Origin of the sequence: Eubacterium sp. F2 (genome assembly GCF_046244355.1) — a bacterium.
Classification (GTDB): Bacteria; Bacillota; Clostridia; order Peptostreptococcales; family Anaerovoracaceae; genus Aminicella.
The window spans coordinates 1,062,415-1,082,964 of the sequence record NZ_CP176393.1 but is presented as its reverse complement, the minus strand read 5'-3'; the positions used below and the strand labels follow the sequence as shown (position 1 = coordinate 1,082,964).

The following is a 20,550-nucleotide window of genomic DNA, read 5'->3' as shown; positions in this document are numbered from 1 at the left end:
ATTTTGGGTGAAAGTTCATGGTAACAAAACTCACGGTTATTAAGACAACAAATATATCGATCAATGCGATAATTTATAAGAAAGGTAGATTGTAAAATGAACTTGAACAGCTGAATAGAGTAAAATCCATAGTGGATTTCTGGTAGAATAAAGTCGCGAAACAAAAATTCACCGAAAGGAGTCCACTATGGATCAACTTAATTCTACCATGATTACACCCGATCGCGAAAGGGGTCAGCACCTGAGATTTGAAGAAAGATGCAGTATCAGGATCTTCAAAAAGCTTGGTTACTCTCTCCGCAAGATTGCTCAGCAGATCGACTGCTCTCCATCCACTGTGATGTACGAACTTCGGCGTGGTACAGGCGAACGCAGGGGCAGCAGAGGAAGATTTCCACAATACTCCGCCAGACGTGGCCAGCAGAACTATGAGATCAATCGATCCCGTTGTCACAAGGCACACAAGATTGCGGGTGCCCAGCCCTTCCTGGAATGGATGTATGGAAAGATCAAACATCACAAGTGGTCTCTTGATGCCTGTGTGGGTTATGCCAAACGGGAGCAGCTGTTTCCAGCAGAACAGATTCCATGCACAAAAACTTTGTACAATGAGCTCTGGGCAGGAAATCTCGAGATTCACCCTGCAGATGTTCCGGAAGCACTGTCCAGAAAGTCCCACAAAAATCACAGAGTCCGCCAGAACAAGCATATCCTGGGCAAAAGCATCGAAGAACGCCCTGAGGAAGTGATGGAACGGATTCACTGTGGTCACTGGGAGATTGATACGGTAGTAGGCCATAAAAGCGGCAAAGAATCGGTTGTCCTTACTCTGCTTGAGAAGAAGACTGATTACTATATGGCCATCAAAATCCCGGGAAAGGACGCTGACTCTGTCATGACGGCTCTGGAAGTGTTGCGTGAAGAATACCAGGAGCACTTCACGGAGATCTTCCAATCCATTACAGCCGACAATGGCAATGAGTTTGCCAGACTTTGTGAGATGGAAAAATATGGTATATATGTATATTTTGCCCATCCATATTCGTCCTGGGAAAGGCCACAGAATGAACGGCACAATCGCATTCTTCGCAGATTTATTCCCAAGGGTGCCTCGATAGAGCGATACAGTGCGGAACAAATCTGCAGCTTTGCAGATGAGATCAACGCATTGCCCCGAAAGGCGCTAGGCTACTGCACTCCAGAGGAGCTATTCGAGAAGTTTCTCGATCAGGTATATTCAGTTGACAAGGTTCAATCAGCTTCGTAACTGCTACTGTTCAATTTGAACTTGCAATTTACGAATTTATAAGAAAATATTTTTCTATCAAATATTCTTTCTGAAGAACAAAAGAATGAACTCAAACGCCTCCTGAATGCGCGTACGGTACTACCGAAGAGTATGAAAACGGATCCCGGAACTAAAGACCTAGTTCTGGAATCCGTTCTGTAATTTGGTCGGCATCCCCGTCAAAGTTACGCCCCAATGAAACGATCAATCCCGGGAATTCTTTCAAATCCGTCTCTCTGAAAACTATTTGACAACACAGATTACACTGCTTCTACATTGGAATACGGATAGCTTTCCTTGTAAACAGTCTCAGGCGCAATATCAATCTGACCATTATCCCAGGTAATCACACCATGGAAGATTACAGGATGGTTAAAGATATTGTCATCCTCTAAAGGCTTGAAAGCAGGTCCTCCGAGATTTGATGCATCAAAAAGCCTCTGCTCCCCTGTAGAAAAGGTAACCAGCATCATATGTCTCCGTAAAGGCTTCGCGTCTGTCACCTTGATATTATCCACCAGTTCTCCTGCATAGCAGATATCGTCCTTAATATACATATGTAACTCATACTTTACTCAGTTCATCCCAGAGAGCCCGTCTCCTGGGATATTCTTGTCTGTATTTCTCAGCCAGATTTTCCGCCGCTTCTGCTCCGTTTGGATACTTCTTGATTTTCTTCAGAATCCTGGCTACATGCCGGTAGCCCTTCCGTTCGGTCGCCCCATCCATTTCACTGTCGGCATTCTTAACGAGAATATTCATGCACCGATCCGGATACAATTTTTTCAGAGCTTTTTCATATGAAGACAGATCTTCCAGCTTTTCCGCCGTCTCCATCAGAAGATCATACCGCTTCTCTTTCTCAAAAAGCGACATGGCATTGTAAGTTCCTGCCACTACAGGGAATAGATGCTCGTCGATCTCCTGCTTCCATTCCTCGTCTGTGAAGAGCTTACGGTATTCGTCATAGAGCTCGTCGTTTCCCGGGTTCTCATAAAACATCTTCTTCAGCAGTTTCTTATATTCTTGCGTCTTTCCTGTGCGTTTATAAATATTCTTCAGGCGGTTTTCATACCTCGTAAACTCATATCCCCGGATCGGCCTTCTGCCATGCTTATCAATCAATTTGCGGAGCAGCGAAATCTCCCGATCATCTTCGCCCCTGAATTCATAAATATCCAGAAGCCGGTCATCTGTCTTGTAAGTATGATACTTCGCGGCATACTGCTCCACTTCATCGATTGGGACACCTTCATCGGCAAGAATCTGCAGAAGATAATCACGGTAGACGGAGGTATAGAAATCTTTCAGAGTATCGCTCTTGTCTCCGGACTCCACCTCCTGGATTTTTCCTTCCAGAAACTGCCGCTTGATCGCAAGAAGTTCAGGCGTCTTGAAATGAGAGTCCATAAAACCATAGAGGTAGTCCTCCATGTAGTCGATCACAGAGCCATCGCAGTATTTCATGAATGTCTCCAGAACTTTCTTCTGCTCCTTCTCATCTGCAATGCGGCTGACCACATCGTCCCAGGCTGCCGTCACATCGCCCATGATGTAGGCTGTGTCTCCGTCATCATCCATCTGTGTCTTGCCCCATTTGAGAAAGACAGCATTTGCCACGGCAAGAAGATCCCACCGGTCTTCCGGTGCGGCCAGCTCCTTCCTGGCATCATCCATCAGGCTTGCAATGCCATTTCCGAGATCACCCATGTGCCTCCAGTCTACAAAGCCGGAGCGGTCTTTCGCCCGGCGGAAGATGATTTGCATCTGAGATTTATATTCTTTTACCTTTGAACTTTCCAAGGATCGGTTTCTCCTAACTTTAATAGCGTTTATCATCCGTTAATTCAAGATATCGGATGCCCGGCGGCCTTACCTTAAGGCAAATAAACTGCTTTCTTCAAAATCACTGCCTGTCTTCTCGTCAAAAGCATTGACCACCTTCTGTATGGTTGCCAATGTTGTCCCGGTTCCGATTTAAAAATTCCAAATCGTTCTGAAAAGTCTTTCAGAGATAAGATCGAATCTGCAATTCTATTGTACTGCCTCATTGCATTTTCCGGAGCCTGAAGATCATAAGCTATGTAATTATATAGTTCTTCCATGTCCGCCAGAGCTGCATCAGTAATATTTACAGTATATTTATTCATTCTCTGTGATCCCTTGTGAACTCTGCAAAGGCAGATTCTGCATCATGCACTTTGCCTGCCTGATAATCACTGTAACCTTTGAAAATTTTAGAATGAATCTGTTCACTCGTCATTTTTGCCGTATCAATATTTTCAGGTACATCCGGCAGTGTTACCGCAAAAGGAAGTCCGCCTGTAAGAACAATCTGATTTAAAAATAAATCGACAGCAGTTGACATCGGAAGACCCAGTCTGCTGAGAATTGCTTCTGCATTCTGTTTTAATTCCGGATCTACTCTCAAATTAAGTGTCGCTGATTTTCCCATATAAAGCCACCTCATCCCACAATTGTAACGTATATTACGTTACAATTCAATAGTTCAAGGATAAAAGATAGTCTGCATCGTTTCGTTGTCACACAAAAACAGCGCAGCCCATGTAATTTATGAGTTGCGCTGCTGTACTTGTCTACTGACATTATCTCACATTTTTCATAACGCCGCAGCCTGCTGCGCTTCGTCCCATGCCTTCATAATGATAAGCATGGTCTCGGCGGCAGGTCTGGCGGAGGACCTTCCGCAGTTCAGTCTTCGCTCAATTCTTAGTGGCTATTCGCTCGACTTCACTGGGACAGGTCTCCCCGCGGGTTCCCGCATCGCCCGGCGCCTTCGGCTTGGGCTCTGCGACCGCTGTAGCAGAGAGCCTCACTAGCTGATCGAGCTTCGCCTGCGGCTCGCTCTCTCAGGTTCGGCTACTCAAACTCAATTGTCCCTGGCGGTTTGCTTGTGCAGTCGTAGAATACGCGGTTGACGTGTTCTACTTCGTTTACGATTCTGCTGGTGACTTTCTGCAGAACTTCCCATGGGATGTTGGTGGCTTCTGCGGTCATGAAGTCGGATGTTTCGACGGCACGCAGGGCAATGGCGTAGTCATAGGTTCTGAAGTCGCCCATGACGCCGACGGAACGCATGTTGGTCAGGGCCGCAAAGTACTGGTTGATCTTGCGGTCGAGGCCGGCTTTTGCGATCTCTTCTCTGTATATGGCGTCTGCTTCCTGAACGATTTTTACCTTTTCCGGTGTGACTTCGCCGATGATGCGGATGCCCAGTCCCGGTCCCGGGAACGGCTGGCGGTAAACCAGATTCTCCGGAATGCCGAGCTCCAGACCGGCGCGGCGGACTTCATCCTTGAAGAGCATTCTCAGCGGCTCGATGATTTCCTTGAAATCAACGTAATCCGGCAGTCCGCCGACATTGTGGTGGGACTTGATCGTTGCGGATTTTCCAAGGCCGCTCTCGATGACGTCCGGGTAAATCGTGCCCTGTACCAGGTAATCTACAGCGCCGATTTTCTTTGCTTCCTCTTCAAACACGCGGATGAATTCCTCGCCGATGATCTTGCGCTTCTTCTCCGGCTCGGTGACGCCCTTCAGCTTCTCATAGAATCTCTCGTGAGCATCTACGTGGACAAAGTTCAAATCGTAAGGTCCATCCGGTCCAAATACGCGGTCGACGCTCTCTGCCTCGTCCTTTCTCAGGAGACCGTGGTCAACAAACACGCAGGTCAGCTGCTTGCCGATTGCTTTTGACATCAGAACAGCTGCTACGGAAGAATCCACGCCGCCCGAGAGGGCACACAGCGCCTTTCCGGAACCCACTTTCTCCCTCAGCTCAAGGATCGTTTTGTCCACAAAATTGTCCATCTTCCAGCTTCCGCTGCAGCCGCAAGGGCCCAGAACAAACGCAGAGAGGATCTTCTGTCCCTCAACGGTATGGGTTACCTCAGGATGGAACTGCACAGCATACAGCTTCTTCTCATCGTTTTCCATGGCTGCAACCGGGCAGACCTCTGTGTGAGAGGTTACGCGGAAGCCTTCCGGCGGCTCTGCGATGTAGTCGGTGTGGCTCATCCATGTAACGGTCTTCTCGGAAACGTTGCCAAACAGGCGGCCGCTTCTGTCGATCATTGTCTCTGTCTTTCCGTACTCGCTGACCGGTGCAGTTTCAACCTTTCCGCCCAGGGACCATGCCATCAGCTGCGCACCGTAGCAGATGCCTAAGATAGGAATGCCGAGGCTGAAGAGTGCAGGATCATAGTGCGGCGATTTCTCATCGTAAACACTGTTCGGTCCACCGGTCAGAATGATTCCCTTTGGATTCATTTCCTTGATCTTCTCGATTGGCATCGTGTACGGATGAACCTCGCAGTAAACGTTGCATTCACGAACGCGCCGCGCGATCAGCTGATTGTACTGCCCGCCAAAATCGAGCACAATAACCAGTTCTTTTTCCATAATTTTCTCCAATATGTCTCTGTTTCATAAAAACGATAACGTCTGCCGGACCAGAAATCCAGCAGACGTATTTAACTATTGTGTTGTCTGACAATATTTGATTATCGAATTGTATTCTGACTGGAGTCACGCAGGATGACATCGTGCGCGCCGCCCTCGACGATGGATGTCGCGGATACCAGTGTCAGCTTGGCATCCTGCTGCAAGTCGTGGATGTTGGTAACTCCGCAGTTGCACATGGTTGCCTTAACCTTGTTCAGGGACAGGTTGACGTTCTCATGCAGTCCGCCGGCGTAAGGGACGTAGGAATCTACGCCTTCCTCGAACTTCATCTTTCCGCCGTCTCCGCCGAGGTCGTATCTCTGCCAGTTGCGGGCTCTGTTTGATCCCTCGCCCCAGTACTCTTTGACGTAATTTCCATTGATGTTCAGGCGGTTGGACGGGGACTCATCGAATCTCGCGAAGTATCTTCCGAGCATGATGAAGTCAGCTCCCATAGCCAGTGCCAGTGTCATGTGATAGTCGTATACGATTCCGCCATCGGAGCAGATTGGAACGTAAACGCCGGTCTCCTTGAAGTACTCGTCTCTGGCTCTTGCTACATCGATGACTGCTGTAGCCTGGCCTCTGCCCATGCCCTTCTGCTCACGGGTGATGCAGATGGAGCCTCCGCCGATTCCGATCTTTACGAAGTCTGCGCCGGCCTCTGCCAGGAAGCGGAATCCTTCAGCGTCAACGACGTTTCCAGCACCCAGCTTTACCTTATCGCCGTAGTGCTCTCTGGTCCACTTCAGCGCATCTGCCTGCCATACGGAGTATCCCTCGGAGGAGTCCAGACAAAGAACATCAGCTCCGGCTTCTACAAGGGCAGGAATGCGCTTCTCATAGTCTCTGGTGTTGACTGCAGCACCGACAATATATCTCTTATTCTCATCCAGAAGTTCGTTCGGATTGGATTTATGGCTGTCGTAGTCCTTACGGAAAACGAAGTATGCAAGTCTCTGCTGATCATCGATAACCGGCAGGGCGTTCAGCTTGTTATCCCAGAGGATGTCATTGGCTTCGCTCAGTGTGCATCCATCCTTTGCGGTGATCAGCTTTTCAAACGGCGTCATAAATTCGGAGATCTTCGTGTCCGGATCCATTCTGCTGACACGGTAGTCTCTGCTGGTAACCATTCCGACGATCTTTCCGTCCGGAGTTCCATCCTCTGTGATAGCGATTGTGGAATGACCGCTTCTCTTCTTCAGATCCAGAACATCTTTCAGAGTCTGGTCCGGACGCAGGTTGCTGTCGCTTCTTACGAATCCTGCCTTGTATTCCTTTGCACGCTTGACCATGGCAGCTTCGTTTTCGATCGACTGAGAGCAGTAAATAAACGAAATTCCGCCTTCCTTCGCAAGCGCAACAGCCATTTTATCATCAGAAACGGCCTGCATTGCTGCAGATACCAGCGGAATATTTGCGGACAGTTCCGGTTCCTCACCCTTCTTAAACTTTACAATCGGCGTCTTCAATGAGACATTAGCCGGAATGCACTCTCTGGATGTGTAACCCGGAATAAGCAGATACTCACTAAACGTTCTGCTTGGTTCATCAAAATACTGTGCCATATGCTCTCCTCCTGCCTTCCAATCAAAATGCAACACAATGTTCTCTCAATTCTGAAGCGCCCAATTCAGTCATCCGCAGTCTGATACTCATTAATACATCATGTCCGCGGGCCGCCCGTCTGCTCATACCTTATAGGGGCGGAATTGTACGCATAAACGCCGGAATGCGGTCTGCATCCGGGATTCAGATTAGAAGTATTTTATACCATTTCAACCGATAAAGCAAGAAAAACACACGCACGGAATAAAAGACGAAACGATGCATTTCTTTCCGGTATTAATAATGTTATCAAAGGCGGTGATTTCTGCATTACCTGGACCTCTGTATTTAATAAATGAAGCAAAGGAAAATTATTACCCTGTTCGATCCCGTGATTTTTCATGCTGCCTGATAATTTAAGGCGGAAATCCTTGAAATGTGATGGGATTGTGATGAAATCCCACTCGGTTCGTTTATTTTCAAATTTTGAGAGAAAGCGCAGAACTGAATATATATTAATACGCGGGAAAATCAGAATTGTTACGGACAAACTACGAAAAACGGGAAATTCTCAACTCGATAAAATCAGGGAATCGTCCCAGAGAGTGAAAAGCAGTGATTATTTGCCAGAAAGGAGTGAATGAAAGCGAAAGGCGGAGCCGTCACGCGCAAAAATCGTCAGCAGTTTTCAGAACATTTATCATTAATAAAACCCTGAGTCTGCACAATATATAATAATCACGATTTAAACGAACCAGAAAAATACAAACTTAAATGAACACAAAATACATACATATACATGAGTATATATGCACCTTCCGCTGCTCAGCGCGGGCACATAAAAAGAAGCAGGCACTTCTGTACCCGCTTCTTCAGTATTCGATATATACGACGTTCCGCTTGCTGATCGAGCGGCGTGCTTGCGCACTTGCGGACAGAAAAAAGAAGCGGGCACTCTTGTACTCGCTTCTTTGATATTCAGTATATACAACACGCGGCTGGCTGATCGATCTTCGTCTTCGACTCGATCTCTCAGGCCGCGTCAGCATAAGGCCTTCTCATCATTCGCGGTTCGCTTACGCTCCCGCTCATGAGAGCAAGCGCCATTACATCATCCCGTTCATTCCGCCCATTCCGCCGGCGCCGCCTGCTGGCATTGCTGGTGTGTCTTCTTTGATGTCGGTAATGCCTGCTTCTGTGGTCAGGAGCATTGCGGATGCAGATGCTGCGTTCTGCAGTGCGGATCTTGTAACCTTGGCTGGGTCTACGATTCCGTTTGCGATCATGTCGACGTATTCGTCTGTGGCTGCGTTGAAGCCGATGCCTTCGTCTGCGTCTTTAACTTTTGCGACGACTACGCTGCCTTCATAGCCTGCGTTCTCTGCGATCTGGCGAACCGGCTCTTCCAGTGCTCTGACGATGATCTGGGCACCTGTCTTCTCGTCGCCTTCCAGGCTGTCTGCGTATGCTTTAACTGCAGGGATTGTGGAGCACAGTGCTGTGCCGCCTCCTGCAACGATTCCTTCTTCTACTGCTGCCTTGGTTGCGTTCAGGGCATCTTCGATTCTGAGCTTTCTCTCTTTCAGCTCTGTCTCTGTAGCAGCTCCGACTCTGATAACGGCTACGCCGCCTGCCAGCTTGGCAAGTCTCTCCTGCAGCTTTTCCTTATCGTAATCGGAATCTGTCTCGGACTCCTGCTTCTTGATGGACTCAACTCTGGATGCGATGGCTGCCTTGTCGCCTTTTCCGTTGACGATTGTGGTGTCGTCCTTTGTAACCTTGACGCTGCCGGCTCTGCCGCACATGTCAATTGTAGCGTCCTTCAGCTCCATGCCGAGTTCGCTGCTGACAACCTGGCCGCCTGTCAGGATTGCGATATCTTCCATCATAGCCTTTCTTCTGTCGCCATATCCAGGTGCCTTTACAGCAACGACGTCCAGTGTTCCTCTCAGCTTGTTGACAACCAGTGTAGCCAGTGCTTCGCCCTCAACATCGTCTGCGATGATCAGCAGCTTGCTTCCGGACTTTGCGATCTGCTCCAGCAGCGGCAGGATCTCCTGAATGTTGGAGATCTTCTTATCTGTCATCAGGATGAACGGATCTTCCATGTTGGCTTCCATCTTGTCTGTGTCATTTGCCATGTATGGGGACAGATATCCTCTGTCGAACTGCATTCCTTCTACAACCTCGAGTGTTGTTCCCATTGTCTTGGAATCTTCTACAGTGATGACGCCGTCGTTTCCGACTTTCTCCATAGCGTCTGCGATCAGCTTTCCGATCTCCTCGTCAGCAGCGGAAATGGAAGCAACCTGTGCGATGTTTTCCTTTCCTTCTACCTTGTGGGAAATTCTCTTGATCTCGCTGACTGCTTTGTCTACAGCGCCCTGAATTCCCTTCTTGATGACCATCGGGTTAGCACCTGCTGCTACGTTCTTGAATCCCTCTCTGATGATGGACTGTGCCAGCAGTGTAGCGGTTGTTGTACCATCTCCGGCTACATCGTTGGTCTTGGTTGCGACTTCTTCAACCAGCTTTGCGCCCATGTTCTCAACGCCGTCTTCCAGCTCGATTTCCTTTGCGATTGTAACACCATCGTTGGTAATCAGCGGAGCACCGTAGCTCTTGTTAATCAGTACGTTTCTTCCCTTAGGTCCCAGTGTGATCTTTACTGTGTCTGCCAGCTTGTCAACACCAGCCTGCAGTTTTCTTCTTGCGTCTTCACCATATACTAAATCTTTAGCCATTGTTCTTACCTCCTCTGACCGGCCTCTGTATCGCCGGATCTATCGAAATTCCCTCCTGGGTGTATCTTATTTCTCAATTACTGCGAGGCAGTCAGACTGCTTCATAATGGAATACTCTTCTCCCTCGAACTTGATGTCTGTTCCTGCATACTTGGAGAATACTACTGTATCGCCTACTTTGACTTCCATCGGTTCATCCTTAGTTCCAGGACCTACCGCAACGACCTCAGCATACTGCGGCTTCTCCTGTGCGGAGCTTGTCAGGATGATTCCTCCCTCTGACTTTTCTTCTGCTTCAGCCTTCTTGATGACTACTCTGTTTCCCAATGGTTTGATGCCAAAACTCATCTTCCTTACCTCCTGATCTATATGATAATCTGCTTTCGCATTGATATCCGGATTCATTTACCGCTGTATTTCACGGTATTCCCTTTCCGGATTGTTAGCACTCATTTATCCGAGTGCTAATCACTGTCTCTATTGTAGAGCTCTGCCCTTTTTTTGTCAACCTTTATTTCATTTTCATCGACAAAAAATTACTGTCCAGGGCCGCTCCTCATATAGTAAAACAGATACTGCTGCGCCAGCCCGGCCAGGTCGTAAAAATGAGCGTCTGCGTAACTTGCCATTTCTTTTTTGTCCCTCGGATCAAGGCCGTAAAGCTCGTGCATGAGCCGCATCACCCAGACGTCGATCGGAAATGCGGACAGATCGTGCAGGCCGAACAGCTGAATGCAGCTCGCCACCTTGGGGCCGATGCCGCTGAATTTCAGGAGGTCGTCGTAAGTCTGCGGAAGGCCGTATTCCAGTGCCTGCACCGCCGACCGGACCAGGTATTTCGCGCGGTAGCCCAGGCGGACCGGTGCCAGGTCGTCTGCGGTCATTTCTGCCAGTGTCTCCGGGCCGGGAATCTGCTTTTCCAGCGCCCCGCCGGACAAAAAGTTATGCGCAAGAGGTTTCCCGCACAGCCTGCACAGCCGCTCGATGCAGCCCTGAATTCTGGGAATGTTGTTATTCTGTGAAATGATGAACATCACCATGGTTTCCCAGAGATCCTGCTGCAGAATCCGGATGCCTCCGCCAAAGCTGACTGCTTTCTGCATGACGGGGTCGCCGCTGGTCAGACGCTTCTGAAGGGAACGGTAATCCCTGCCCAGGTCAAAATATGGAGCCCAGAAATTCTGGAATTCCTGCAGGCTGCTGCCCTGAAAGGTGACGCTGCTGCCTTCCTGACGGGCACGGATCAGATGGGAAGAAGCCGCAATGTCCCAGCTTCCGTCCTCATTATGCATCCAGCGGAAGCACTGGCCGCAGGTCAGGATGTCTTCCAGCTGAAAACAGTCCGCCTGCTTCAGCTCGACGGACTGTTCTTTTTCATTCCATTTTATGATCATGCGGTTTTCTCCCTGATGGAAAGAATTTCAACATCGACTTTTTCAACAATGAAGGCGGTCATTTCTTCGACGGCTTCGGCGAGTTTACTCTGGAATTCTGCAACCTGACTCAGGATATTTCCGCCGGCCTGGTAATCTACGCTGACGGAGATGCAGAGCGCGTCTGTGGCTGCATTTTCATAGACCTTCCGGACTTTTGCGATGCATCCGCAGTCTTCTGCCACACAATGCGCAATATCTGTGATGACGTTATCGGAAATAAAGAATTCACCAAGATAGCTGAAGGTCGGCCGGACGACGGTTTTTTCCGATGTGTTCCCGCTGCCGGTGAAGAACCTGGATTCTCTCAGGATTTTCATCGGATTGAAAAAGTAGCCGGCAAAATCACGTTTCAGCTGCGGCGCCGCGGCCGGAATAACGTGTTTCCCCTGAATGTCTCTCTGTTTTCTCGCGGTTTCCCGTTCCGCTTCCGTTGTAATGTCCTCAATGTGTATTCTGCGGGAAACTTCAGGAAGTTCCAGCATTTCACAGATCTTGTCCGCCATTTCTTCCGATGTTCCAAGAACCAGAATGCTCTTCGGGTTGATCTCATGAATGCGGTCCCTGACTTCTTTCCTGTGTTCCGGGCGCACAAAAACAGCCGCCTTGATCGCGCCGACCTTGGTCTTTTCGCGTTTGGCAGAATGTCCTGCCTCCACTCTGTTTTTATAGATGAACAGTCCATCGTCTATGATGGCATCAATCCGCAAAGCCTTGCAAATACTGATTGCCTGGTAACTTTTTCCGGTACCGCTGCGGCCTGTTAAAGAATATACTTTCACTTTACTAATCCGGTCCTTTCTGTTATAATCCATAGTATACACAGATAACAGGTTTTTACAAGGAGGTAATACCAATGGCTTATAAGATTAATGACGGAGTTTGCATCAGCTGCGGAGCTTGTGAGGCTGAGTGCCCTGTAGAGGCTATTTCCCAGGGAGATGCTGCATACGTAATCGACGAGGATAAGTGCATCAGCTGCGGTTCCTGCGCTGGCGTATGTCCTGTAGGCGCTCCGGCTGAGGCTTAATTGACCCCGGTCATTTAAAAGGGACGATTGACAGCCTGCTGTTTCATTTCGGAACAGCAGGCTGTTTTTTTATGTCCGCATCCTGGCAGCCTCAGCCTCCGCGCCCTGCCGGAACGGCAAAGAAAAAGGACCGCATGCCGCGGTCCAGAATGCCTATGTTCGATTTTATTCAAGAGATATAATCCATTTCCGATGTCTGCCATCAGAAATAAAAGAGATGAGACTAATTTCCCCGAATTCTTCATAATCCAATCGTTTTCCGATCGTGCTCCCCATTTCATGTATCTGATTCTGTCTGCCAGTAAACTAATCCTCGTCCAGGCTGACACCCTTCACACCCGTCTGGCGGATATCATTCATATGATATGCCAGTGAATGCAGCGTATCCGAGAGATGCACGGATTCAAGCGCAACGGTATCCGGGACTTCCAGATCAACCAGAGCAAAATTCCAGATGCCCTTGGCGCCGGCAGCAGACAGACGGTCTGCAACTTCCTGCGCATTTCCCCTGTTTACACAGATGATACCGATATCGATGTGATTCTCCTCAACATACGTTTCGATATCTTTATAGTCGTAAATCGGAATACCTTCTACGGTTTTCCCGATCAGGTTCGGGTCGATTTCAAATGCAGCGCTCAGCTTAAAGCCTTCTTCAATCAGGCTGACTGCATATTTGGAAATGGCCTGGCCCAGATTTCCGGCACCGATCAGGACCATTGTGTAGTCTCTGTCCAGACCCAGGATCTTGCTGATTTCCTTATACAGTTCAGCAACACTGTATCCGTATCCCTGCTGACCGAAATCACCGAAATTATTCAGGTCCTGGCGGATCTGAGATGCGGTATAGCCGATCATAGCACTGAAGTCTTTGGAAGAAATTTTCTCTACTCCCTTTTTCTTCAGTTCAATCAGATAACGCCGATAGCGGGGAAGCCTTCTGATTACGGCGTTGGAGATTTTAGAATTCTTTCGTCTCACATTACCCTCCCTCTGGCAGCGGAGAATCCTGAACTCTTTTCCGGACCCAGTTATTCTTCAATCTGCCCGAATTATTATATTAGTTTGTTATTTCAATCATACGATAAAAAACAACAAAACTTTAACAAATTAACAGATAAAAAAGCCGCCTTCATGAGAGGCGGTCAATCGCTTATTCCGCAGTATGCGCTTCTACGTATTTAACTAAGTCGCCTACAACCTGGAATTTTTCAGCCTCTTCATCCGGGATCTCGATGTCAAATTCTTCCTCGATTGCCATGATGATTTCAACAGCGTCCAGGGAATCCGCCTCCAGATCCTTGGTCATATTGGTATCCATTGTTACCACAGACTTATCAACGCTGAGCTGATCCACGATTATGTCTCTGATCTTCTCAAAAACCATAGTCTCGCCCTCCTCTAGTATCTTCCAATACTTCAAACATTATACATTATCTTTATTTCAGAATCAACCATCGCGGTTAAAACATTCTGCTTAAAAGCCAGTTTTCAGACTATTCTTCCAGCTGTCCCCATTCTTCATATGCCTGATCCAGCTCCGTCTGCGCATCCTTCTGTTTATTGTCCAACTCCGTCAGTTTCTTAGAGTTCGACAGAATTTTCGGGTCACACATTTTCTGCTGAATTTCCTCGATTTCATCTTCGAGTTCAGCAATTCTGGATTCAAGCTGCTCGATTTTTCTCTGTTTTCTGCGTTCCTCAGCCTGGCGCTTTTTCTTCAGCGCGCGCTCCTCTTCCGAGGACAAAGGCTGATCTGGCAAGGAATCTTCCCCGCTCTGCCCATCCTTACCATTCTGCTCGCCGAAGGCCTGCCGCCGCTCAGACTCTGCCTCACCGACCAGGTCTCTCATCTGATTCAGATACTGTTTTCCAGAGGACGTCTCTTCCTTCTTTTCCTCATAATAGTCGTATCCGCCCTCATACTTGGTGATTCCGGAAGGACCCAGCTCGTAAATCTTGGTCGCGATCTGATTCAGGAAGTAACGGTCATGGGAAACCGCGACAATCGTTCCCGGGAATTCCCGCAGCGCTTCCTCAAAAATTTCCTTTGATTCAATGTCCAGATGGTTGGTCGGCTCATCCAGCATCAGCACATTGGAACCACTCATCATCAGTTTCAGAAGAGCAAGTCTCGCCTTTTCTCCTCCGGACAGCGATCCGACTTTGGTAAAGACCTGATCCCCTCTGAACAGAAAACGACCCAGGAAATTACGGATTTCGCTTTCCTTATACAGGCGGTAGGAATCATGAACCTCGTCCAGAACCGTCTTGTCTCCGTGGAGCTGTTCCTGCCGCTGATCGTAGTAGCCGAATTTCACGTTTCTTCCGATCCGGATTTTTCCTTCTGTCGGACGGATTTCTCCGATCATCAGGCGCAGCAGTGTCGTCTTTCCGATCCCATTTGGGCCTACAATGCAGATCCGTTCGCCCTTCTTGATGTCAAAATCCGCATGCTGAAACAGGCGTCTTACGCCCTCTTCCGTGCGGAATGCCTCACCGACATCTTCTCCCAGAAGTACATCGTTTCCGGTTTCATAATCCTGGCGGAAATGCACATTCAGCGAAGCGCCTTCCGACTCCGGACGTTCCAGCACTTCCATATGCGTCAGCTTCTTCTCTCTGGATGCCGCACGCTTGGCCAGATGCTCCGTTCCTCGCTCTTTGAACTTGCGGATGATATCCTCCTGGCGGCGGATCTCTTCCTGCTGCTTTTTATAGGCGCGCATGTCCGACTCTCTCTGCTGCTTCTTTTTCTGCGCGTACTCGGTGTAGTTTCCGTCGTAACAGGTCAGATGATGGTGCGCAACCTCAAAAATTCTGGTGCAGAGCTGATCCAGGAAGTAGCGGTCATGGGACACCATGATGACCGTTCCTTTATAGTTTCTCAGGAACTGCTCCAGCCAGTTCAGCATGCCGATATCCAGATGGTTGGTCGGCTCGTCCAGCATCAGCACATCCGGCTTTCTCATCAGAAGGCAGGCCAGAGCCAGACGGGTGCGCTCGCCTCCGGACAGCGATGAAATCGGCTTGTCATAGTATTCCTCTCCGAAAGCCATGCTGTTTAAAATGCCCCGCATCTCGCTTTTATAGCTGAAACCGCCGTCCCGTTCAAACTGGTCCTGCAGGTTTCCATAGCGCTGCATAATGCGCTTATATTCATCGGTATCCGTCTTCCCGTCTGCCGCCATCTGCGCGATGTCCTGCGTCAGCGTATTGATTTCCTTTTCTGCCCTTTCAAAGCGCTCGTAGATCTTATGCACTTCCTCGCGCAGGGTGCAGTCGTCTTCAAAGTCGTCGTTCTGATGCAGGTAGCCCACAGTAACATCTGAGGACAGGAAAAACTGACCCTCATCCGGCTCACTGACTCCTCCCAGAATGTCCAGCAGGGTGGACTTTCCGGCGCCGTTGGCGCCGACGATGCCGACACGGTCGCCCTCGTTGACATGAAAAGAGATGTGATCCAGGATCACATCTGTACCATATGCTCTTGTGATGTCTGTTGCAGACAAAACAATCATATTTGATCTCCTTTATTTCTCTACAGCGGCAGATTGGCGTAGGCATCCAGGTCCAGCCCGTCTGCGCCGTGCTTTTTATATTTATAATATGCGGCGGACGCGATCATGGCGCCGTTATCCGTGCAGAGCACCGGTTTCGGGCAGTACAGGCGGATTCCATGCGCATCGCATGCCTTCTGCATTTCACTTCTCAGACAGGAATTGGCCGCAACTCCACCGGCCATGACCAGTTTCTCTTCCTTCCGTTCTTCTGCAGCGGCTATAGCCTTGTCCACGATGACATCGACCACGGCCTGCTGGAAGCTTGCGGAAATATCCGGAACGGAAAGTTCGTGGCCGCGCATCTTTTCTGTATGAACGTAATTGATCACCTGGGTCTTCAGGCCGCTGAAACTGAAGTCATAGCTGCCTTTTTCCAGGTAGACGCGCTTGAACTCCACCGCGTGCGGATCTCCCTCTTTTGCGGCCCTGTCAACTTTCGGACCTCCCGGATAACCCAGTCCGATCACGCGCGCAACCTTGTCATAGGCCTCTCCGGCGGCGTCGTCTCTGGTGGAGCCCAGTACTCTGCATTCGTTGTAATCGGTTACATCAACGATATTGGTATGTCCTCCGGAAACGATCAGAGCCAGGAAAGGCGGCTTCAGATCTTCATACTGAAGGTAATTGGCACTGACGTGGCCGTGCATGTGATTGACACCAACCAGCGGAATTCCCGTGGCAAGGGACAGGGCCTTTGCCGTAGCGACACCGATAACGACGGCTCCGATCAGTCCCGGACCGTGTGTCACACCGATCAGGTCCACATCGGAAAGTGTAATGCCCGCCTCGTCCAGCGACTGCTGAAGAACAGCATTGATATTCTGCAGATGATGGCGGGAAGCAATTTCCGGCACCACGCCGCCGAATTTGGTATGAATCGCGATCTGTGAAGAAATGACATTGGACAGGATGTGACGCCCGTCTGCGACAACAGCGATGGATGTCTCATCGCAGCTTGATTCAATTCCCAATGTGATAAATTGCTGATTCCACATAATCTTTTGTCCTTCTTACTGTTCTTCCTGTATGATTCTGCTTTCCTGTCTGCTGATTATGCTCAGCACCGGCAGAAAAAAGCGGCATTCCACAGCATATGCCGGCCCGGCAGGCCTCTTGCTGTTTGTTTTTTGTCCCCTAAGAAACTTTCTCCGGGTCAAACTGCTCGGGATCGCCGATTCTGAGCATGAGAAGCGCATCGTCGTCGCCGTAATAATTCTTGCGGAGCCCGTTCTGCTTGAAACCGAAATGCTCATAAAGCCGGATGGCCGGTTTATTTCCTGCGCGGACCTCCAGTGTGTGGCTCTGAATTCCCAGTGAATCGGTCAGATGCAGCATGGAATTCATCATGATGGATGCTACGTAGCGGCGGCGGTACTCCGGGAGAACCGCGACACGCTGGATTTCACACTCGTCGAGGACGATCATGATCTCGATGTATCCGACGATTTCCTGATCGACAACAGCCGTCAGGATGGTCAGATTATCGCCGTACTGAATGTCATGCTCAAACATGGACGCGGAATAGGGCTGGCTGAAGCAGATCCGGTCGATCTCTGCCAAGCGCTTTACATCATGGCGTTCAGCGTTTCTGAGCAGTATCTCTGCCGTATCGATGTCGGGATCGTCTTTCAGTTCCCCGATCAGTTCTTTCAAATCTTCTATATTCATTCTGTCTCCTGAATTCTAACGGCTGCGAAACTTCGCCAGCTTGGCTGCACGCGCCTTCGCGAGCGTGCCGTCCTGCAGTTTCTGCTCCGCCTCCGTTTTTCTCATGTAATCTGGAAGAAGTTCGCTGACCTTGCATGTCTCTCCCGCCCGGTACTGTTTCAGCGCTTCCAGAGCGGTCATTTCCGCGGTCTGATAGCGTTCCTCCTCTGGCGAACACTCTGCGCCCTCCAGATATTTTCCATATTTCTCACTGCCCTGATAGGCATCGATGCCGTCACCATACCATACCGGATTCAGCTGATTCTCTTTCACGCAGTCGTATACGTCTTCCAGCATGCAGGGGCAGGGCCTCATGACGGTTTCCCCGCCTGCGCGGTATACAGCTCCGTAGACCTGACCTCTGCGGGCATTGAAAATTACCGCAGTGTCCCTTGAAACCGCTTTCTGAGCGAACATGTCCAGACTGCCAACGCGGATGCAGGGAATGTCCAGAGCCTGCGCAAAGGCGCGTGCTGAGGATACGCCGATGCGGATTCCGGTGTAAGATCCCGGTCCAACAGATGCCGCCACCGCAGCGATGTCCTTCGGCTGGATTCCTTCTTCCTTCAGAAGCCTGTCCACCAGAGGCATCAGATTTTTCAGATGTCCCTTCTCCTCGCGGCTGACCTCCATCAGGACCTTTTCATTATCTAAATTCAGCAGAGCCGCTGATCCCAGCGGTCCGGTCGTGTCGATCGCTAAAATGTACATTGATACAGCCGCTCTCCTTCCTTATTTCCATACTCAATAAAAATTACCTTCGTGTCATCCGGAAGAATTTCCGCCACCCGGTCCGCCCATTCAATAATGCAGACGCCGCCGGCATCAAAATACTCCTCCGCGCCGATATTGATCATATCCGCGCCGGAATCCAGCCTGTACACATCGAAATGATAGAGCGGCAGTCTCCCGGAATGATACTCATTCACTATATTAAAGGTCGGGCTCGTAATATCCTCTTTCACACCGAGACCCCTGGCGATGGACTTGGTCAGGGTCGTCTTCCCCGTCCCGAGATCTCCGATCAGCGCGAGAATATCCCCCGGCTGTGCCTCTTCTCCAAGTTTCCTGCCGAAGGCCTCCGTTTCCTTTATTCCATTGATTACGACTTCTCTCACCCGTATATACTCACTTTCTGACAAAAGCCACCGAACCCTGCCCGGCATACTTTACAGCTGAAACTCCGCATCCGCCATCGTCATAATGGCATGCGCGTAAATCTCAATACTCTGATGGAAGCGCGCCAGCGGAATCTTCTCATTGGCCTGGTGCATCAGATCCGGATCATTTAAGAACTGTGCGCCGAAGGCCAGCATATTCTTAAACGGCTTGGCGTAGGTGCCGCCGCCCAGAACGACGGCTTTTCCATCCTGATCGCCGGTGCACTGTCTGTAGGCATCCAGCATCGCCATGGCCAGCGGACTGTCCTCCGGCTCATACATCGGCTCTTCTCCGCCGCGGTTGACCAGTCCGACATGATAGGGATCCAGATGTTCCGCCGCTGCGGAAAGTACCTCTTCTGCAGTGCCGTCAACCGGATAGCGGACGTCTGCAAGCACGGAGACGGCTTCCCTGTCGAATTTTACCAAACCGATGTTAAAAGTCAAGTCATCGCCGTATTTCCCGGCTTTTGCGAAGCCCAGGCCTTTTCCTGTCGTGTCGAATCCGATGTGCTCGTTATAGAAGCGGATGAATTCATTGATGTCATCGCTGACAAAATCCAGCCGTCCAAGGAATTTCATCAGGATGGAAATGGCATTCAGGCCGTCCCCCGGAGAGGAGGCATGAGCGGCTTTTCCGTGAGCGCTGATTTCCAGCGATTTCCCGGTCTTCTTTGCCTGCAGCTGGAAGTGCGTTTCTTCCGAAAAAGCTTCCGCGTCGGCTTTAATCTTGTCCCAGTCTTCTTTTGTCAGGCCGGAAAGAAGCGCTCTCGCGTGGTCCGGCACAATGTTTCTGGCCGTGCCGCCCTCCAGTTTGGAAAGCTGCAGTCCGTCTGGAAGGGTCTTATGAATCTTATGCGCAAAATCGAAATTCAGGATGCCTTTCTCGCCGTTGACCAGCGGGAAGCAGCCGTCCGGCGAAAATCCGAAATCCGGGTCTTTAAATTTCTTTCTATAATAGGTCAGGCCGTCCCAGTCGGTTTCCTCATCCAGGCCTGCGATCAGGCGGATCTTTCTGTCCGGCTGGAATCCCGCGTCAAGCAGGGCCTTTACCGCATACAGTGCCGCCACCATCGGACCTTTGTCATCGGTAGTTCCTCTGCCCAGCATGTATCCGTCTTCGATTTCTGCGCAGAAAGGATCAAAATTCCACTTTCCGCTGGCCGGCACTACGTCCAGATGGCCAATCATGCCGAAGACCTCTCTTCCTTCTCCGATCTCTGCATGTCCGCCATAATGGTCCGCGTCTTCTGTGGTAAATCCCAGGCTGCGGGCTGTTTCCATGAACATCTGATAGGCGTCTTCCACGCTCTGTCCGAACGGATATACTGTACCGTCAGCTGCCGTGACCGGAGCCTGTTTCTCACTGTCAATCCGGACCAGTTTCTGCAATGTCTCTTCTGCCGCGGGAATAACCTGACGGACCGCCGCTTTCAGTTTTTCTTCTGATGGTTTATTCGCCATACGCTCCCTCCGTTTTCCTGTACTTGTTTTCCGGATTTCTGCGTTTCCTGTTTTCCGGCAGACGTCTGGTCTCTTGCGCATTGCGCTTTGTCTGGCGGTCGCAGAAATTTCCACTGATTTCCAGAAATACCGCTGACTTCCATTTT

General features: G+C 49.8%; 20 protein-coding genes. 2 read left to right on the top strand and 18 right to left on the bottom strand.

All coding sequences use genetic code 11. The features are described 5' to 3' along the window. Positions 1-187 precede the first annotated feature (187 nt). Positions 188-1,267 carry an IS30 family transposase gene (locus tag ACI77B_RS04470; RefSeq protein WP_409337563.1) on the top strand — a complete coding sequence of 360 codons (1,080 nt, stop codon included), beginning with the start codon at positions 188-190 and terminating at the stop codon, positions 1,265-1,267. Positions 1,268-1,548: 281 nt separating this feature from the next. On the opposite strand, the gene ACI77B_RS04465 is transcribed toward ACI77B_RS04470, so the two are convergent. From ACI77B_RS04465 to ACI77B_RS04420, 10 genes are all read right to left on the bottom strand, one after another. Then, complete coding sequence (locus tag ACI77B_RS04465; protein WP_409337562.1) at positions 1,549-1,845, bottom strand: DUF2442 domain-containing protein; 297 nt, start codon at positions 1,843-1,845, stop codon at positions 1,549-1,551. Between the two features lie 7 nt (positions 1,846-1,852). After that, positions 1,853-3,091 (bottom strand): hypothetical protein, encoded by a 1,239-nt coding sequence (locus ACI77B_RS04460; protein ID WP_409337561.1) that lies wholly within the window; start codon positions 3,089-3,091, stop codon positions 1,853-1,855. Positions 3,092-3,165: 74 nt separating this feature from the next. After that, a complete protein-coding gene (locus tag ACI77B_RS04455) occupies positions 3,166-3,438 on the bottom strand; it encodes a type II toxin-antitoxin system RelE/ParE family toxin (protein WP_409337560.1) in 273 nt (90 codons plus the stop codon). After that, complete coding sequence (locus tag ACI77B_RS04450; protein WP_409337559.1) at positions 3,435-3,743, bottom strand: type II toxin-antitoxin system RelB/DinJ family antitoxin; 309 nt, start codon at positions 3,741-3,743, stop codon at positions 3,435-3,437. The genes ACI77B_RS04455 and ACI77B_RS04450 overlap by 4 nt, the downstream gene beginning before the upstream one ends. A gap of 425 nt (positions 3,744-4,168) precedes the next feature. Next, positions 4,169-5,710 (bottom strand): glutamine-hydrolyzing GMP synthase, encoded by a 1,542-nt coding sequence (guaA, locus tag ACI77B_RS04445; RefSeq protein WP_409337558.1) that lies wholly within the window; start codon positions 5,708-5,710, stop codon positions 4,169-4,171. A gap of 101 nt (positions 5,711-5,811) precedes the next feature. Then, complete coding sequence (locus tag ACI77B_RS04440) at positions 5,812-7,323, bottom strand: IMP dehydrogenase (protein ID WP_409337557.1); 1,512 nt, start codon at positions 7,321-7,323, stop codon at positions 5,812-5,814. Positions 7,324-8,409: 1,086 nt separating this feature from the next. Continuing rightward, entirely contained in the window at positions 8,410-10,047 is a 1,638-nt protein-coding gene (groL, locus tag ACI77B_RS04435) for a chaperonin GroEL (protein ID WP_409337556.1), read from the bottom strand. A 66-nt stretch (positions 10,048-10,113) separates the two neighbouring features. Further along, positions 10,114-10,395, bottom strand: a complete 282-nt coding sequence (locus ACI77B_RS04430; RefSeq protein WP_178264514.1) for a co-chaperone GroES — start codon at positions 10,393-10,395, stop codon at positions 10,114-10,116. Between the two features lie 188 nt (positions 10,396-10,583). Next, positions 10,584-11,441: a DNA-3-methyladenine glycosylase family protein gene (locus tag ACI77B_RS04425; protein ID WP_409337555.1), complete on the bottom strand. Its 858-nt coding sequence runs from the start codon at positions 11,439-11,441 to the stop codon at positions 10,584-10,586. Continuing rightward, complete coding sequence (locus ACI77B_RS04420; RefSeq protein ID WP_409337554.1) at positions 11,438-12,295, bottom strand: hypothetical protein; 858 nt, start codon at positions 12,293-12,295, stop codon at positions 11,438-11,440. Before ACI77B_RS04420 ends, ACI77B_RS04425 begins: the two co-directional genes overlap by 4 nt. Positions 12,296-12,336: 41 nt before the next feature. Between ACI77B_RS04420 and ACI77B_RS04415 the strand changes: the two genes are divergently transcribed. Continuing rightward, complete coding sequence (locus ACI77B_RS04415) at positions 12,337-12,510, top strand: indolepyruvate ferredoxin oxidoreductase subunit alpha (RefSeq protein ID WP_178264511.1); 174 nt, start codon at positions 12,337-12,339, stop codon at positions 12,508-12,510. Positions 12,511-12,816: 306 nt separating this feature from the next. Here the strand turns inward: ACI77B_RS04415 and ACI77B_RS04410 are convergent, their stop codons facing one another. The 8 genes from ACI77B_RS04410 to pepV form a co-directional block, all read right to left on the bottom strand. Further along, on the bottom strand, positions 12,817-13,491 hold the full coding sequence (locus tag ACI77B_RS04410) for a redox-sensing transcriptional repressor Rex (RefSeq protein WP_409337553.1): 675 nt from the start codon (positions 13,489-13,491) through the stop codon (positions 12,817-12,819). 172 nt (positions 13,492-13,663) lie between these two features. Beyond that, the gene (gene acpP, locus ACI77B_RS04405; protein WP_178264509.1) at positions 13,664-13,897 is read right to left on the bottom strand and encodes an acyl carrier protein; all 234 of its coding nucleotides are present in this window, start codon (positions 13,895-13,897) and stop codon (positions 13,664-13,666) included. 109 nt (positions 13,898-14,006) lie between these two features. Further along, complete coding sequence (locus tag ACI77B_RS04400) at positions 14,007-16,031, bottom strand: ABC-F family ATP-binding cassette domain-containing protein (RefSeq protein ID WP_409337552.1); 2,025 nt, start codon at positions 16,029-16,031, stop codon at positions 14,007-14,009. A gap of 20 nt (positions 16,032-16,051) precedes the next feature. After that, positions 16,052-17,068 carry a tRNA (adenosine(37)-N6)-threonylcarbamoyltransferase complex transferase subunit TsaD gene (tsaD, locus tag ACI77B_RS04395; RefSeq protein ID WP_409337551.1) on the bottom strand — a complete coding sequence of 339 codons (1,017 nt, stop codon included), beginning with the start codon at positions 17,066-17,068 and terminating at the stop codon, positions 16,052-16,054. Positions 17,069-17,207: 139 nt separating this feature from the next. Beyond that, complete coding sequence (gene rimI, locus ACI77B_RS04390; RefSeq protein ID WP_409337550.1) at positions 17,208-17,741, bottom strand: ribosomal protein S18-alanine N-acetyltransferase; 534 nt, start codon at positions 17,739-17,741, stop codon at positions 17,208-17,210. A gap of 15 nt (positions 17,742-17,756) precedes the next feature. Further along, on the bottom strand, positions 17,757-18,491 hold the full coding sequence (tsaB, locus tag ACI77B_RS04385) for a tRNA (adenosine(37)-N6)-threonylcarbamoyltransferase complex dimerization subunit type 1 TsaB (RefSeq protein ID WP_409337549.1): 735 nt from the start codon (positions 18,489-18,491) through the stop codon (positions 17,757-17,759). Next, positions 18,479-18,898 carry a tRNA (adenosine(37)-N6)-threonylcarbamoyltransferase complex ATPase subunit type 1 TsaE gene (tsaE, locus tag ACI77B_RS04380; protein ID WP_409337548.1) on the bottom strand — a complete coding sequence of 140 codons (420 nt, stop codon included), beginning with the start codon at positions 18,896-18,898 and terminating at the stop codon, positions 18,479-18,481. The genes tsaB and tsaE overlap by 13 nt, the downstream gene beginning before the upstream one ends. A 51-nt stretch (positions 18,899-18,949) precedes the next feature. Further along, positions 18,950-20,404, bottom strand: a complete 1,455-nt coding sequence (pepV, locus tag ACI77B_RS04375) for a dipeptidase PepV (protein ID WP_409337547.1) — start codon at positions 20,402-20,404, stop codon at positions 18,950-18,952. Positions 20,405-20,550: the final 146 nt, after the last annotated feature.